The following is a 15,891-nucleotide window of genomic DNA, read 5'->3' as shown; positions in this document are numbered from 1 at the left end:
AATCTTCTTGTTTCTGTGGTACCCGTATCAGAATCTCGAAAATTCTCCCTTTTTTGTTGAAAAGCTTTCCAGTTTGAAGTTGCCATAGACCAGGCTAAACTAATTTCGTCCCTAACCGTGGTATTGGGGTCAAGATTGAAATCCAAAGGTTTTTGATGCCTGATATCCTCTCTTCTTATTTTTTCAAGGATTTCACTTGTAAGAATATTCCCTTGGATGTTTATTGCTGAATATTTCATTATTAAAGCGCTTTAGGTTTTGGCAATAAAACATAGATTCCCATGAGGTCCGGAGGTAAAACAGGGGTAGCTTTTTCATATCGTTTTCCGCCCACCAGTTCCTTGAATCTACCGTGAGCACCCACAAGTTTATCTGCACGTTCATTTGCCATTTTCATAAATTCATCTTCCATTGTTATGAAGCGTTTCAGTTCTTCCCCAATATCTGCCGCCTGTCTTTCCACCGAAAGGTTTGATAAGCTTTCAGCATTAGCCAATAAGTTTTTTGAAGTTTCAAAGCTTAGGGTTTTCAATTTGTTGTCCTGGGCTTCATAACCCCAGAGATACATTTCCTCGGCAATAGATTCCTTGTTTGTAGCCAATTCCTTTATTACATTCCTCACCCTGAAAACTACCAGGGTTGTGCGGGTTTGAACAGCATTGGTTTGGATCTCACTTACCCTGGCTATCTTGCCATGTTTTTCTTTATGATCAAAGGCAAGGGCAATAAGATATTGACATAATAATTCCACGAAACGGTTATTACGGCCAATGTATCTATAACCTTTTGGTGTAGGTGAATTAAAACTTACTTTAATGGAAGGGATATTACCCAATGCCCTTTTTAAATGCGTAGGCATATTTTGTGGTTCAAGAATAAATCCGGATTTTCTATCTGGAATACAATTTCCACCCAATAGTTGAACTGCATTACGTACAAATTCAGCTACAGTTTTTATGTCACCAATCGCTTCGTCTACTTCTTCCAAATCCTTTTTAATAAGTTCAGGATCTATGGTTTCGTGGGCAAAAATACTTCGTAGATTTTCTCCTTTTCTCCTTGCATTTTCCAGTTCCTTGGAAATCGTTTCTTCTGCAAAAAGTTTTTGCTGTACTCCCTGGGTTTTATCCTCATCAAGAAACAACCTTCTTGTTGCCTCTTTCATTAAAGATGCATTGTTTTCCCCAATTGAAATTGAAACCCCTGTGGATTTTTTAATTTCCTGAACCTTTCTAATGAGCACTTCCAATATAAAGGTGTCCATTTGATTGTCCTCTCCATATAGCAGATAAGTTTTAACAATAGGAGCAACCTGCCCAAACCTGTCTACTCTCCCTTCTCTTTGTTCCAGCCTGTTAGGGTTCCAGGGAAGATCATAATGAAGTACTGCGGTAAAATGTTCCTGTAAATTTATTCCTTCACTTAGGCAATCTGTAGCAACCAAAATTCTTTTTTTGCTTTTGCCCATTACCTCAATTCGTTCCTTGCGCTGTTCGTCGTTCAGTTCAGAAGTTATAGCCTCAATGTGTATATTTTTTGAAAACTTTTCCTTTAATTTTTGAGCTACATAATTTGCTGTTGGGATATAATGACAAAAAACAATAGGATCATAACCTTCTTTGATCCAATTCTCAAGAACCTTAACTGTTGCCGTTATTTTTTGATCCAGATTTTGCTTTGAAATACCCTGAATTTCTTTCTGCAGGGTTTGCAGTTCAATTAATTCCTCATTTTCGAAATCTATGCTTTCCATTAAATCCTGACGGGGAACATCATTGGTGTTTTCTATATTTTCAAACAAGGTTTCACTAAGATCTGAATTGGCAACATTTTCTTCTGAGATCAATTTGTTTTTACGGTTTTCAAGCATTTCAGCGGCCATAGCAGGACTGGACATTGCGCCTTTAATAAGTGCGATCGCAGCCCAGGAACGGATCAGTTTTGTTTGCTCGTTTTTTGTCTCCTTCTGGGATAAACCTTTTGCAAATCGAATAAGGTTTTGGTAAAAAAATTGGTACTCAGGAGATAATCCAAATCCAACTTCCAATGATTCTCTTTCTGGAAATTCAGTTTTTTCATTCAACCACCTGGTAATATTTTCCCTTTTTCTTTGCACAAAATGCTTGGAAAGTTTTCGCCTTCCGTTTTGGTCGATAGTTTCAAAATCTAATTTTCCGAATTCCGGTTTAAGTAAACCAAGGAGTGAGGTAAATTCACTGTCTTTACCACTATGTGGGGTAGCTGTTAACAATAATATATGACGGTTTTCATCTTGTGCCAGGTCACTTAATAAAGCATATCGTTGTTGCTGAGACTTAGATTTGGCGCCATCAGGTAACGTACAGGTATGGGCTTCGTCAACAATTATAAATTCTGGGCAATCATTAATGAAAATTCCTCTACGTCTTTCAGATTTAATATAATCTATGGATATCACCTGTGCTTTTACGTGATGGAAAAGACTATGATCATCGGGGATTTTTCTATCCAGTTTTGAAACTGTACTGGATCGTATTATTTCAGCATCAATATCCAGTTTATCTTTTAATTCCTTTTCCCACTGCTCGCATAAATGTGGAGGGCATATAACCGCAAATTTCCTGACTTCCCCTCGTTCCATCATTTCTTTAAGTATGATTAGGGCTTCAATGGTTTTACCAACCCCCACATCATCTGCTATGAGGAGGCGTATTACTTCCATTTTTAATGCCATAACTAAAGGCACTAGCTGATAGGAACGAGGCCTGAAAGACAATTTTCCCATACAACGAAAAGGTCCCGCTGCATTTCTAAATGATAAGCGAAAAGCATCATAAAGCAATCGTGCAGTTTGAAAAGAACCTATGTCTGTTGGATTTGGATAAGGAAAACTGGCTGAAGTAACTTCTTCTCCTGGAAGTTGAAGAGGTAAATAAACAGCGGTTTCTTCTTCCTCGGTACCTCCCAATGGTTTTATTCTTAACAAATCTTTATCGGCAGATGGAAGTACCATCCAGTCCCTGTTTCGGTAATTAACTAAGGTTCCCGGTTTATGTGTAGTTAGCATAGTTTATCTTATTTTTCTGAAAATATCTTTTCTTCTTTCAACAAGGTCCTCAACTCTTTCTGAATGGTGCCATGCAATAAAATCATAACCCGCATTAAGCAGGCATTTTCGTTTCTCATCATCGGAATCAGAAACCGTATCAATGTCGTGAATGTTCCCATCGCACATGATAAGGACGGGCCCATTATCAGTATTATAAACAAAATCTGCACTTACATAACAATCCTTTACATTTACCTGGGCCTTATCTGGTAAAGCCAGTTTGTTTTTATATAAGTGCCTTAAAAGTTTTAGTTCTGTATTGCTTTTTTTATCATAAGAATCCAGCATAAACTCGTACTGAGCCTCATAATCCTTACCCTGCTGGACTGGAGAAACTTCACAGTCCATTAACTGCTCCAGGGCCAATTTAATGCTATAACGATCTAAAATTTCATGATCCCTTTGGTTGTAGTAAGAAAGAAGATCTTCATAGGTTGCTTTTGGCAATGTTTTACCGTAGTCTGTTTCTTCCCTGGTTTCCGGATCAAAGTGCATAGACTCATAGGCGACTTTAAACAATTCATGAAGTTTTATAGGATCTTCCACCAATTGCGATAAAATACCCAAACTTCCTTCTGAAGATTCATATATTAATAAGTTAGGATCTTCTCTGTCCCCCATTACGCTCACACCAATTTCCTGTTCCTCAACCTGGAAAAGTTTTTCAATACCTCTTTTTAAAGCGTAACTAAGAGTGATTATCTCATCAGCAGAAAGATTAAGGTTTTCCAAAGGTTGTAAATAAATAGTATCAGCATTATCCCTTACAAAGAGCATTACATCTTGTTTGTTTTCAAGTGTTTCTTTGTTTTCTAAATCCTTTTTGGATAGCCATTTTCCATTTCTTAGGTCCAGTGGAAATCCATCGATATCTCCAGTGGCTCTGCGTGCTTTTTTGTTGATTTTAATAAGCTCAGTGGCTTGGTCAAAAATTAAATTAAGTAATGGCTCCCCAGCTTTTTTGATAATCACTTTTTTGGTATGTTCAATTCCTGAACTATACCTGAAATACTCCTGTATGTCGAAACCTACAGATCTTCTCTCTTCTTCAATACAGGAAATTCTTTCACGGGGAACACCTTCAGAATCCATAAGTTCCACCAGGTTTGTTTTGAAATCAAAATTGTCTCCTCTCAATTCAGCCTTTGTTATTGGATCATTATTAGCAGTTTCAGCTTCCTGATTAAGAAAAACATATCCTGTTTTTTTGGAAATTTTTATTTTTTGCTGAAGCTCCTGAGAATCAAGAATAGACATTCTGTTGATGGCATACTTACTTCCATTATGATAAATAATGTTTGTAGGGCCAAATTCTTTTAAGGCTACAGATCTGGGGCGGGAAATAAATTCACCCTCGTCTTGATGTTTATATCCAAGAAAAGCTCTTACAGGAAGACGGGTGAAATTATAACCCGGAAGAAATCCTTCGGAAGCCAGGTAGCGGAAAACATAAAATTCTGATTCCCCGCCAAATTCCCGGTTGTTTTGGTTACGCAGTAATTCAATTTGTTTTAAGGCGATATTATATTGTCTTCTTGCTTCTTTATATAAAGGGTTTCCCTGTGTCATATGCGGATCATTGAGCGTCAAATGAGCTTTATGGTTCATGCTTTTTGCCACTTTATAAAGCGTTCTCCATCTGGTAAAGGCTTTATCAAACCTTTCAGTGAAAGAATTAAGGCATTTCTCAAGCCAGGTATCTGAATACCACCAGACTTCAGATAAATCCTTCTCCATATACTTTATAACTTTTTTAAACTGTAGCAGCCATTCGTTCTTGTGCAAATTAAGCCCGTGATCTATATGATCAATAATTTGTTGTTTAAGTGCAAGTTCATGCTCATTAGTAATATCTAGTAAATCTGACACAGAAGTATTTAATTGACCTATAGATAACTCCATGAGTATATAGGCGTTAAAGTGAGATATTAAAAGTTCTTCATTTACCAAATCGATTCTTGGTGGAACAACCGAACCGGCTACCATAGTTTGTGCGGCCTTGAAATAATTCTGATCGTGCGGGGACCATCCAGAACAATAAGTAAAAACCAATGCTGTTTGACCACTTCTTCCGGCCCGGCCACTCCGTTGTGCATAATTTGCCGGGTTGGGAGGTACATTTCGCATATGGACGATATTAAGATTGGCGATATCAATTCCCAATTCCATAGTTGGGGAACAGAAAAGGGAAGAAACCTTGCCTAATCTGAAATCCTCTTCCCTCTCTATTCTGTCTCCACTGGATAATTGTCCTGTATGTTCTTTTCCAATTATCTCTTTATTAAACTTAGAAAAATCGGTCTTATAAAGATCCTGAAAATATTGATTAGGCTTTAAAGCTAAAGGTCTATAGGTACTGGTTCGGGTTTCATCTATGGGCACGGTGCTTTCATCACCTGGTAACCAAAGAAGATTATCTGCTCTTAAAAGATAACCGGTAACAGTGCCATTTTTTCCCCGTAAATTTTCTGTTTTAGTTAGAAATCCTGTTTCCTTCAAAAGATCACATAACTGCTCCATGAATAAAGTAAAATCATCCATTCCGGGTTTTTCCAGCTGTGCATCGGCAAATTTCTTTTTAAAGTATTTCCCAATACCAGAACGCAGTCCAATTGAAGAAAAGAAAATTCCTTGTTGAATTGCCTTTCCCGGAACCCGGGTAACCATAAAAGTAGGGCTTTCCATATTTTCATTATGATCCAGGGACCATAATTTTTTTTCATCTAACCGGTTTTTTAGCAAACTTTCTGTTTCCATCCTGTTGTCAGCAAGAATGCTATGGTATAAAGCAAAATTTGTTCTAAAGAAATTTAAAAATTGCTTAAGCATGCTTAACCTCTGTTCAGAAGTGGAAGTATTAAATAGGACTATGTTTGTAAATTTGTGTTCTAAAGATGCCAGTTTTTCTAATCTGAAATATTCAATTTTAAGAAGAGCAGTTTGTTCCAGGTTTGGTAACGTATATTTCCAACCCCTTTTTAAATCCTGAAAAAGTCTGTACAAAATGTATTGCTTGATAGCCTTAATATTTTGTAATTCCGGAAAATCGGGATCGCTGCTTAAAAAGTTGGGATTTGCGAAATCTGTCTCTTTTAAATTGAGGGTTTTAAAAACTTTTTCAGCAATATTTTCAATATTTAATTCGCTACCTGCATCTTTTATTGTTTTGTGCAGTGCAGCCCTAAGTTTAACGGTAGAAATGAAATCATTAAAATGACCAGCCTGAAGCGAAGCGTCCTGTCTATTGTCAGTAAAACTTAAAAGTTTTTGATCTGCTGTATTTTCATTTTGCTCGAAAAGGGAATTGATTATTGCATAACTGGTAATTGTGGTTGCAGTACTTCTACCTTCATTCCCAAGACGCATTAACTTGGTATTTTCATTAGTTTTAGCATCATCATAAATAATACCTGCAGTGGGATCGATTCTAAGTTTTACAGGTATAAAATATCCTTTTAAAGGATATACTGGGCTTTCGGAATAGTTGCCTTCTAAATCAAAATAGATCTCACTAGGCATATGCCAGTGGTAATACGGTTTTAGTGCGGTTCGATTTGGTTTTAACCAGGATTCCGGAACCATGTCGATAGGGTCATCTTGCCAAAAACCTTCACCCTCATCCAAAACAATATAACCTGATCTAAAATTATATTCATTTAAATTGTCACCTTTTCCTTCCTTTAGGGTTAGCGTTTCAACGTGTTCATCTGGATTACGGGGTAAAAGGGTGTTTTCTTGAACATCTTTTTCCACACAAATAAAATCCACTCCGGAATACCTGCTAAAAAGTACTGGAAACAATAGTTTTTCTGCCCCATCTTCCAAAGCATATCTTCCTGATTTTATTGTAATATGCCGACTTGATCGTGATTCCAGGGATACAGATACTGTACTGGTTTGAGAAATAAACTGGTGAAACTTAAAGGGAAGAAAAGTGCGGCGGGTATTTTTCAACCTATTCTCTTCATTTAATTTTTCGGTCCATTTTAAAAGTCGGGTAATTTTATCTACACATATTTCGAAAGGAATACCAGTGAAATCAACTAATTTTTCAGAAATTTCATTTATAGTTAGGGGAAGCCCTCTTTCCAGCGTAGTACCATTATGTTTTAAAGCTATTTGAGTTTCCAGCCAAATACTTAGAGGACTTGTAATAAAATCAGTTTCAGTCTCACCACGAAGTTCTTCTTCCAAATATTTAATTAGTTCTTCTTTAGTAGGTTTTTTTCCGCTTGTACAGGGTTCCAGATATTCACTAATGATTTGATCTTCAGTATAGGATTCACCAAAAATTGTTGATGCAACATTGGCAACAGCTCTTTTCTTTTCTTCTACACTTCCGTCGGAAGCCATAGTAGCAGAAGTACCAATACAGACCAATTTTTTATTACAAATACTTTTTATTCTTCTTATGAGCATACTCACATCTGAACCCTGCCGGCCACGATAGGTATGAAGCTCATCAAAAATTAAATATTTCAAGGAATCTTTAAGAGAATCCCTTAACCAACTCTCCCTTTGCCGGGTCATAATTAATTCCAGCATCATATAATTGGTTAATAAAATATCAGGTGGATCTGCCTGAATTTTCTCCCGATCTGCATTGCTGTTTTGCCCGGAATAAGTAGCAACAGAAACAGGAAATTCATCACCAAAGATCTCGGCATATTTTTTAATTTCGATTTCCTGCGAGTTGATTAAAGCATTCATTGGATAAACCAAAATCGCTTTTATTCCTTTTGTTTTTTTATCTCCCAGCTCAAAGATATGATTGAATATGGTAGCCATGAAAGTCAGGGATTTTCCTGATCCTGTTCCGGATGTCACTATAAACCCTTGATCCTGAATACCTTTTTTTATCGCTTCAATTTGATGTTTGTATAAATTAAAGTCTCCAAAGGCTTTTGGAAGATCCTTATGGATTTTTCCTTCAGTGACCAGATCTAATAATGATTGGTCTCTTTTATAAGAGGGATTAAATTGAATCAATGGTTGGGGAATAAACCCCTCGTCATTGAAAGCTTTTTGAACCTCTGTTTTTATTCTTTCATCACTTATGCTTAAAAAAGATTCTAGATAGCTTCGGTAGTTTTCAATTACCTTCTTATGAGTTTTAAATGCGTCCATTTTATTTGAGGTATTTTATTCTAAAATAAAGCTCTTAAATAATAAAAATTAGTTTTGTTGTACTTCATCCGGTTCTAAATTATCGCGATCCTCCAAGGATTCTATTTTATTTAGCTGAGGAAAAATTTTAGAAGTTCCTTTAGGGTCAAGAGATTCAACTGAGATTAATTTTCGTTGAATTGCTTTAGTTCTTTTACCTTGTACTTCCTCTAATTGATTAAGCCCAATTTGAATGTTTTTCTGTGCCTTATCCATAAGGCCTCCAAATTTCTTAAACTCAGTTTTCACTGCCCCTAGTACTTGCCAAACCTCACTGCTTCTTTTTTGAATTGCAAGAGTTTTAAACCCCATTTGCAAACTATTTAAAATTGCAGCAAGAGTGGTAGGGCCCGTTACAATTATTTTATAATCTCTCTGTAAAGTTTCTAGTAAACTTGCATTACGAACAACCTCTGCATAGATTCCTTCAAAAGGAAGAAACATTATTCCAAAGTCGGTAGTATTGGGTGGATCAAGATATTTCTCACTAATATCTTTCGCCATTTTTTTAATGGTACTTTCCAGGTTTTTATCCGCTAATTTAATTCTGGCTATATCTCCAATTTCGTGTGCGTTTTGTAGTTGCTCATAGATATCCTTTGGAAATTTAGCATCGACCGGAAGCCATACCTGCCCTCCATTTTCATCCTTACCGGGCAATTTGATGGCATATTCAACAGAATCACTGCTTCCAGATTTTGTTTTGACATTTGCCTCATATTGGTCTGGAGCCAAAATTTGTTCCAATAGCATTCCTAATTGAACTTCTCCAAATCCACCTCTCATTTTTACATTACTTAAAACCTTTTTTAAACCTCCTACATCTGTTGCTAGGTTTTTCATTTCACCCAGACCAAGTTGAACGGCTTCAAGTTGTTTACCAACCGTTTCAAACGATTGTCCAAGGCGTTCGTTAAGAGTTTTTTGAAGTTTTTCGTCAACAGTTTCCCTCATTTCTTCAAGTTTCTTTTCTGTACCTTCTATGAGTTTATCTTGTTTTTTATCTAAGTCTGCAAATTTCTCTCTTTGCAAATCGTTAAATGATTGAACGCTCTTATCAAAAGCCTCTTGAAATGCCTTTATTTCTTTTGTGAGATTGGTACGTTGAAGTTCTGAATCTTCCTTTGATTGGTCGTTAACTTCCTTTAATTTTTCTTCTAAAGTTTTTCGTATACTCTCCAATTTTGTTTCAGTGGTATCAACCAGTTCTTTTTGTTTTGTATTTATATCTTTAAATTTTTCTTTTTGAACATCATTAAATTCTTTTATTTTCTGAGCAAAACTTTCTTGAAATTCTTTAAAACTAGTTTTTGTTTCATCCCGGTTTTCTTTAGCATTTTCATCTGCTTTATTGGTTAAAGCGGTCAATTTTTCTTCAAGTTTTTCGGTAAGTTTATCAAAAGCTTTAACATTATCCTCAGAAATAGTTTTTAAATTTTCCTTTTGATCTTTTTGTATGTCTTTAAGCGTGTCATTTAATTCTTCCCTATCCTCTTTGGAAAGTTTTGCGCTTTCTTCCCGATTAATTCTAAAATCTTCTTTTAAACCACCCTGAAGTTTTTCCACAGTAAAAAACAAATCATCAAGTTTATCCTGTAATAGCTGGTAATTCTTTTCACCATTACTTTCTGTTTTGGGACGAAAAACAAATATAAGGATGATTGATATAAGGACTAAAACGGCAACTGTTATAAGCATATATATATCCATATGAAAATTGGTTTTGATTTTTAGTTACATTTTCTTCTGAGACAAGGTGAATTTCTGAAAGTATAAAGTGCAGTAATTTTCATTAATTAATTTTGAATAGATTTTTTATATTTGGTTTATCTTCATCCGGAATCGAATCTTCCAAATAATAAGGCTGCTCCTTCACCTCATTCTCGTCCACATATTCCATGTCAAAACACATACTTACAAATCCAAATGGAGGCCCACCATGGGTTATCCACCAATAATTTTCTTTATCGATAAATTCTTTCTCGGTTAAATGTAAGTATAGCTCCCCGTGTTTTAAATCGTCATTAAAAAGTTTTGAAAATTTGTCCTTTATATCCTTTCGTAGAAATTCAAAACTTCTTTCCGAATGCAAAAACAGGAATACCATGGCTGGAGATGGATTGAATTGCCCCGGATCCAATACGTGTTTGCCCGTAACGGGGCAGTAAAAATTTTCAAATTCAAGTTTAAATTCTGTTTCTTTCATGTTCGATTTGTATTAAATAAATTCATTACAATTTTGTCAACGGACCAAAAAAAACGGGTTTTAAAAATGGAAAATATCTATTCATTCGTAGGTTAATTTAAATAAAAGATATCCTTGAGGTTAGGGCAAAAGAACAGTATTTCAAACTTAGTTAATAATACTCAACAAATCTAAAATGTGTGTTAAAATATTTTTAGATCCATAATGCGCAGTTTTTTCTGATTTTCACTAAAACTGAGCATCTAAAGTAGGTATATGTATTTGCTTAGTTTTACGGGAAACCGTAAAACAGTTAAAAAAATTAAGATTTATTTTAATACTTGCTCCCGAAATTGTAAAATCCAGCTATTAATTCACCGGTAAGTAAGCAGCATATATTATTCAATTTTCCCATCAGTATTTCTTAAAAAGATCACCTGCTTTTTCCAAAAAAATCCTTCTTTTCCAATCTGTCAAAATTTGCCCTTGTACCCCAGGGGTTGTCATATTCCGGTTCTTCCCGTAGGAGCATAAACATGTTTTCGGGAAGGTTTTCCTTACCGTTGTAAAGCCAGTAGGTGAGCCCTTTGAGATGTTGCTGCAAGTAAAAATACCTGCGATAAAAATTGGTGTTCTGGAATTTAAAGTAGGTAAAGTTTTTTTTACTGCGGTAACAGTATTCCATAAAATGTTCCCGGGCCAGGGAATTGAGTTCCCGGTAGAGCTCAGGAATGGATTTACCCTGAGTGTTGATCTCCAGGAGATCAAAAGGCGTGGGGTGCTGCTGATAAAGAGTTTTGTCTTCAGGCTTTTCAGGTACTTCCATGAGAGGTTGAGTTATTTAATGTTGCATATTTAGCAAGAGATCACGCCATTTCGTGGCGTCATTGAAAAGTTGGGAAAGTCCCGGCTATTTCTTTTCATCAACCCATTTTTCCAGTTCCGGTAATTCCCCTTTCTTTTTACAATAACCACATCCCCGGGTACCGCTGTCTGCTGCAATCATTAATGGATGCCGGCCCCCGGGACAATTTGCAAACCACTGGTTTAGATCCAGTCCGGCGAGTCGGGGATTCATTTGTTCCCTTTCGCAATATTGGATGATTTCGGTATCCCGGTGCATCATTTTCGCTCGCTCCTCTTTTTCCTTTCTTGCTTTACGTGCAAGATTATTGATATCCTCCAGTTCTTCAGAAGAGAAAAAAACACTTTCCTGCCGTATGATCTGCTCAGAAAAAAAGCGGGTATATAATTTTTCATTGAGGAAGTTTCTCAGAATTTGTTTGTCTGAAAGTTTGGGATCCTGGATCTTAAAAGTATGCTCCTCAGTCGTATGCGGATGGCCAAAATCATATAGGTATTCTGTTTTTAAAAGGAGTTGCTCATTCTCTATTTTATAAAAGAGGTTAAAGGTTCCTGCTTCAGTGAAAATATGAAAGATGTCACCGGTTAACGCCAGGGTGTAATTCATTTTTTGATAGTTAGGTGATTGAACAAATATAAAAGGGTAGCGGAAGAATGCCTTTCGGATTTCCATAATATTAAAATCTCTCGTCACTGGTCGCTCGAACAAACTTCCACTTTACCTCACCCAATTCAATGTTTTCATTAACATTCATTTCCAGCGTACTTCCAAATACATCGGGAATTCCCACGAGCAGGCTCAGTTCGTATCCGCCAAAAACCCCTTCAGAAAGGTGAACCCGGTTGTGATATTTGATCTCTTCCTGAATATGTTGGTACTGTTCTTCGGTTAAAGTGATCTCGATTTTGGGCATACGATTTTGATTTGTTTTACAAATATATGTGGAGATAGCGACAGGGGGTGACGTGGTTTGATTATATAATGATTTGATGGTGTGATGCTGGCAGTTCTCAGTTCAAATTGAGCTTGCCGGAACCCGGTAAATTACGCAAGTGGAGAGAGCAGAGGGATTTAAATTTTAAATTAGCTACCGGGATATAACACTGAGAATTTTTTTTATAGATTGTAATCCCTACAGAAAAGATTTCAACTAAACTTTAAACATTAGTTATTTGGGAATTATTAAAAAGGTCTCGGTTATTTTACTTGTTCTATTGTTGGGGGCGGGTGGGTTTTATATCTATAGTAGGACCGGGTTGCATCCCACAAAAACGGCAGGCCAGGAAATTGATCAGTTTAATGGAGTTGCGGTATATTACAATGGGGAAGTGGGTAATGTCAAAGGGAGGAACTTAGCGCCTGACGGATACAATCTTGGTTTGAAATATCAATGTGTTGAATTTGTCAAGAGGTATTACTTTGAACATTTAAATCATAAAATGCCCAACTCTTATGGACATGCAAAAGACTTTTTTGATTCCCGTCTTGCAAATGGAAAAAATAACGTCGATAGGAACCTGATACAGTACACCAACGGGAGTAGTACAAAACCCAGAGTAAACGATCTCCTGATTTTTAAAGCAACGGAGTTTAATAGTTATGGGCACGTCGCAATAATTTCTGCAGTAAGTGATAATGAGATCGATATTATCCAGCAGAATCCAGGCGTGCTTGCTTCCAGTAGGGAAAACTTTAAACTCAAAAAGCATAGAGGGAAATGGAGAATTCAAAATAATCAGGTATTGGGGTGGTTGAGGAAGGAGTGATTCTCTGATTATTTGATGATGTGATGGTTTTAAAATAGTCTTCGGTTGCAAGTTCTCGGTTGTCGATTAAAAAAATTATTTTGCTGTGTAAAATCAGAATGGTTAAGACCAGTTTGTGCTAAAACCGCTTACATAGTTTTTGTGTAGGAATATTTATTCAATCTTATTTTTTGCATAATATAAAATCCTAATGACGAAATAATTAGGAAAGGATAGAGTATACAGAATACTATGAAGTTTATCTCATAGTAAGACAGATTGAGAGTATTGGCCAGGTTGATCACGAAATCTGTACAGTAGGAATATACATACATTCCAAATTTTACTATTTCATTCATTGTTTATTCTTTAGTTTATTGATTTGATGCTGCATACTCATAGATTTAATTATAAAATACCAAATCAAAGAGGGAATAAGAATGACCAGGAATACAATATTTGCCAACCAATAATTTCCTGTCATTTTTAACATACCAATAATTCCAAAGTATAGGATATTTGTATAATTAGAATATGGCTCCAGGTATTTCACATGATTCATCATACAATAATTGGTATCGTTATGGCAAATCCACGTGCATTTATCTGTAATTCTGGCAGCCGAGTTCATTGCAGTTATTCCGGAAGTTGAGTGTTTTGTTTCCTTAATTGTCGGTCTTACAATTTCATTAATAAGTATCATTGCCAGAAAGGGGAAAATTAAAATTGAAATATTTCTAAGGAATATCTTCATAATTTTTTGAATTACAGTGATTATTGATTTTTAAAGAATCACGAAACCCGATTTGAGTAGTTTATATTTTGCAGCAGATAGGTCTTGTCGGCAATTATTATGGCCAGTAATTTCATTTTTTTTTGGAACCATTGCCTGTGTTGATATCCTCGTTCAATTCCGAGCATGGATAATCAACTCACTGAAACCAGAATTGTGGTTAAGAGTAAAAGGCTAATTAAGGTTTTTATTAATTTTGTGGGGTTAATTAATAGGCTTTATGTATTAGGAAAATCAATTGTTTTAATCCTCGGGAGACATATAGGAATTTATAATATTAATGCTCTCCTTCCTGTAATATTTTTAATGTTCTTCTGCTTTTTCTGCCCTCAAAAAATTTAATTAGTACTTTTTCAAATACCGGGTTTGAACCTGGAACGGAAGAAAATAAAGTCATACTTGATTTTAATTTATGGTGGTCTGGGTTACCCATGATCAATAAAGCATCATTATCTATAATTTCAAGCAAAGCCTTAGAGATTTCTTCGAGTCTTTCACGCATCGTTTTATTTTCCAGGTAAGCTATAGCTTCAGAAAGATCAGCAATGCCATAATAGTCTGCATTATAACTGCATCCAAGTCCCTTTAATTGTGGGAAAATATACCACATCCAGTGTGACTGTTTTCTGCCATTTTTAATCTCTTGTAATGCGATAGAGTAATCATGTTTCTGGGCATCGAGGAAGCGTTGTAAATTGTATTGGTCTTTCATTTTAAAATCGTTTTTCAATCCGAATTGATATAGGTCTTTTTAAATATATACCGATGGTTTCCTGACCTTACTTTTTTCCATTTGTATGACATTCACATTTCTATATTTTAGCAGCAGTATGAGTTCAATTACATTACCTCTCTATGCTTCAAGAACTAAATCACTTTCTGAAATTGTGATCATTTTTTATGATAATTGATTCAAGCCTCCGTTTGCTAGATAAAGGCAAAACAAAATGTCGTTCGGAATAGAAAAATGTTTCTTGATTTTTTCTAAGCTCCTTCTTCACTGCGGTCTTCCCATACCATTTTTGGTTTCATAAAATAGACGGCAATCATTGCTATAATTGGAAATATGAATCCAAATATTCCCCAGCCTGTTTGACTTCTATTTAATTTTTCTGCCCTTTGAGTACAAACTACGGCGCCAATTATTCTTAGAGCTAACTGAATTAAGACTGTTGCTGCTTCTGTTTCCATACTTTAAAATGTAATATTTAATTCTTTTTCTGCTCTGATTTTAAGCTCTGATAACTTTGCATGATTTCTTTTATGCATAGAAATCTCCTGAAATATCTCATCGGCTTTTCTTTTTTCCTCCTCATCCTGGAATCTATCAGGATGGCATTTTCGACTCAAAATTTTATACTCATCCCTGGAATTATTAATATCATTCATCAAATCCGTCATATTAATTTCTGAGGTTTTCGCGCTTTTTAATTCACCAAATTCATCTGAGTTTACCTGAGCGAGCCTCAATTTCCTGTTTTTATATAATAGAAAAGTTATAATGATGAATTGAAATAACACTATTAATAACCACCAGCTAAAAGTGGTAGCTGTTTCTAAACCAGCATCTGCTTGCTGAGCTTGGCTTGCAATATTTAAAAATTTTTCCATATTTTATTTAATTTAGAAAGCCACCAATATTGGCGTGTTCTTTTAAAGGGAATTTCACCCCCTGGAATCCCTTATCGTCGTGTACTTCCAGGGTATCCCAACCCAAAGCAATTAACTTCCTTACAAGAGCTTCATTGTCTAAGACAATTTTGCCAATTTCAATAAGTTCACTTTTTGGTAATGATCTGCCGGATAATGCTTTAATGCGAAAACCGCCTGACATCCATTTGGAGAATGCATGTCTGTAATTACTATCGCCAATTGTTGTTTTAGCATTTAATAAAGTCAAAGCCTGACCGCTTATAAAAGCGAATTTTGCAGCCTTATTAAATTCTCTCATAACATTATAGCGTTCACCTAACTCACCAAACCATTCAGCTATATCTATAAATTTATACCACATATTATTTTACTTGGTTTTTAAATAGTTTATAAAAA

13 protein-coding genes are annotated in these 15,891 nt (G+C 35.6%); 1 reads left to right on the top strand and 12 read right to left on the bottom strand.

The genetic code is table 11. From position 1 onward, the window contains the following. Positions 1-241: 241 nt before the first annotated feature. From ACKGJN_RS11370 to ACKGJN_RS11340, 7 genes are all read right to left on the bottom strand, one after another. Positions 242-3,046 carry a helicase-related protein gene (locus tag ACKGJN_RS11370; protein ID WP_409539622.1) on the bottom strand — a complete coding sequence of 935 codons (2,805 nt, stop codon included), beginning with the start codon at positions 3,044-3,046 and terminating at the stop codon, positions 242-244. 3 nt (positions 3,047-3,049) lie between these two features. Further along, complete coding sequence (locus tag ACKGJN_RS11365; RefSeq protein ID WP_409539621.1) at positions 3,050-8,215, bottom strand: DEAD/DEAH box helicase; 5,166 nt, start codon at positions 8,213-8,215, stop codon at positions 3,050-3,052. Between the two features lie 48 nt (positions 8,216-8,263). Continuing rightward, entirely contained in the window at positions 8,264-9,964 is a 1,701-nt protein-coding gene (gene rmuC, locus ACKGJN_RS11360) for a DNA recombination protein RmuC (RefSeq protein WP_409539620.1), read from the bottom strand. Between the two features lie 82 nt (positions 9,965-10,046). Continuing rightward, positions 10,047-10,460 carry a hypothetical protein gene (locus tag ACKGJN_RS11355; RefSeq protein ID WP_409539619.1) on the bottom strand — a complete coding sequence of 138 codons (414 nt, stop codon included), beginning with the start codon at positions 10,458-10,460 and terminating at the stop codon, positions 10,047-10,049. A gap of 412 nt (positions 10,461-10,872) precedes the next feature. Next, positions 10,873-11,265, bottom strand: a complete 393-nt coding sequence (locus ACKGJN_RS11350) for a hypothetical protein (RefSeq protein WP_409539618.1) — start codon at positions 11,263-11,265, stop codon at positions 10,873-10,875. Positions 11,266-11,349: 84 nt separating this feature from the next. After that, positions 11,350-11,910 carry a hypothetical protein gene (locus tag ACKGJN_RS11345; RefSeq protein WP_409539617.1) on the bottom strand — a complete coding sequence of 187 codons (561 nt, stop codon included), beginning with the start codon at positions 11,908-11,910 and terminating at the stop codon, positions 11,350-11,352. A gap of 70 nt (positions 11,911-11,980) precedes the next feature. Continuing rightward, complete coding sequence (locus ACKGJN_RS11340; RefSeq protein ID WP_409539616.1) at positions 11,981-12,217, bottom strand: hypothetical protein; 237 nt, start codon at positions 12,215-12,217, stop codon at positions 11,981-11,983. 259 nt (positions 12,218-12,476) lie between these two features. On the opposite strand from ACKGJN_RS11340, the gene ACKGJN_RS11335 reads away from it, so the two are divergent. Next, entirely contained in the window at positions 12,477-13,070 is a 594-nt protein-coding gene (locus tag ACKGJN_RS11335) for a CHAP domain-containing protein (RefSeq protein ID WP_409539615.1), read from the top strand. A 334-nt stretch (positions 13,071-13,404) separates the two neighbouring features. On the opposite strand, the gene ACKGJN_RS11330 is transcribed toward ACKGJN_RS11335, so the two are convergent. The 5 genes from ACKGJN_RS11330 to ACKGJN_RS11310 all read right to left on the bottom strand — a co-directional run bounded on the left by ACKGJN_RS11330 (position 13,405) and on the right by ACKGJN_RS11310 (position 15,856). Then, positions 13,405-13,803: a hypothetical protein gene (locus ACKGJN_RS11330; protein ID WP_409539614.1), complete on the bottom strand. Its 399-nt coding sequence runs from the start codon at positions 13,801-13,803 to the stop codon at positions 13,405-13,407. Positions 13,804-14,119: 316 nt separating this feature from the next. Further along, positions 14,120-14,554 carry a DUF1810 domain-containing protein gene (locus ACKGJN_RS11325; protein ID WP_409539613.1) on the bottom strand — a complete coding sequence of 145 codons (435 nt, stop codon included), beginning with the start codon at positions 14,552-14,554 and terminating at the stop codon, positions 14,120-14,122. Between the two features lie 272 nt (positions 14,555-14,826). Beyond that, positions 14,827-15,033, bottom strand: coding sequence for a hypothetical protein (locus ACKGJN_RS11320; RefSeq protein WP_409539612.1), 207 nt, complete (start codon positions 15,031-15,033; stop codon positions 14,827-14,829). A 3-nt stretch (positions 15,034-15,036) separates the two neighbouring features. Then, on the bottom strand, positions 15,037-15,453 hold the full coding sequence (locus ACKGJN_RS11315; RefSeq protein WP_409539611.1) for a J domain-containing protein: 417 nt from the start codon (positions 15,451-15,453) through the stop codon (positions 15,037-15,039). Positions 15,454-15,460: 7 nt separating this feature from the next. Then, positions 15,461-15,856, bottom strand: a complete 396-nt coding sequence (locus ACKGJN_RS11310; protein WP_409539610.1) for a hypothetical protein — start codon at positions 15,854-15,856, stop codon at positions 15,461-15,463. Positions 15,857-15,891 lie beyond the last annotated feature (35 nt).

The sequence above is a fragment of the Gillisia xinjiangensis genome, from assembly GCF_046298265.1.
Taxonomy (GTDB): Bacteria; Bacteroidota; Bacteroidia; order Flavobacteriales; family Flavobacteriaceae; genus Gillisia; species Gillisia xinjiangensis.
Note: the sequence above shows the minus strand (reverse complement) of the source record. Positions and strands in the feature narration are given on the sequence as shown.

Excerpts from the sequence above, each read along its gene's own strand:
- rmuC (WP_409539620.1), bottom strand. The coding sequence starts at position 9,964 with ATGGATATATATATGCTTATAACAGTTGCCGTTTTAGTCCTTATATCA.
- ACKGJN_RS11355 (WP_409539619.1), bottom strand. The coding sequence starts at position 10,460 with ATGAAAGAAACAGAATTTAAACTTGAATTTGAAAATTTTTACTGCCCC.
- ACKGJN_RS11340 (WP_409539616.1), bottom strand. The coding sequence starts at position 12,217 with ATGCCCAAAATCGAGATCACTTTAACCGAAGAACAGTACCAACATATT.
- ACKGJN_RS11370 (WP_409539622.1), bottom strand. The coding sequence starts at position 3,046 with ATGCTAACTACACATAAACCGGGAACCTTAGTTAATTACCGAAACAGG.
- ACKGJN_RS11325 (WP_409539613.1), bottom strand. The coding sequence starts at position 14,554 with ATGAAAGACCAATACAATTTACAACGCTTCCTCGATGCCCAGAAACAT.
- ACKGJN_RS11310 (WP_409539610.1), bottom strand. The coding sequence starts at position 15,856 with ATGTGGTATAAATTTATAGATATAGCTGAATGGTTTGGTGAGTTAGGT.
- ACKGJN_RS11350 (WP_409539618.1), bottom strand. The coding sequence starts at position 11,265 with ATGGAAGTACCTGAAAAGCCTGAAGACAAAACTCTTTATCAGCAGCAC.
- ACKGJN_RS11320 (WP_409539612.1), bottom strand. The coding sequence starts at position 15,033 with ATGGAAACAGAAGCAGCAACAGTCTTAATTCAGTTAGCTCTAAGAATA.
- ACKGJN_RS11345 (WP_409539617.1), bottom strand. The coding sequence starts at position 11,910 with ATGAATTACACCCTGGCGTTAACCGGTGACATCTTTCATATTTTCACT.
- ACKGJN_RS11330 (WP_409539614.1), bottom strand. The coding sequence starts at position 13,803 with ATGAAGATATTCCTTAGAAATATTTCAATTTTAATTTTCCCCTTTCTG.
- ACKGJN_RS11315 (WP_409539611.1), bottom strand. The coding sequence starts at position 15,453 with ATGGAAAAATTTTTAAATATTGCAAGCCAAGCTCAGCAAGCAGATGCT.
- ACKGJN_RS11365 (WP_409539621.1), bottom strand. The coding sequence starts at position 8,215 with ATGGACGCATTTAAAACTCATAAGAAGGTAATTGAAAACTACCGAAGC.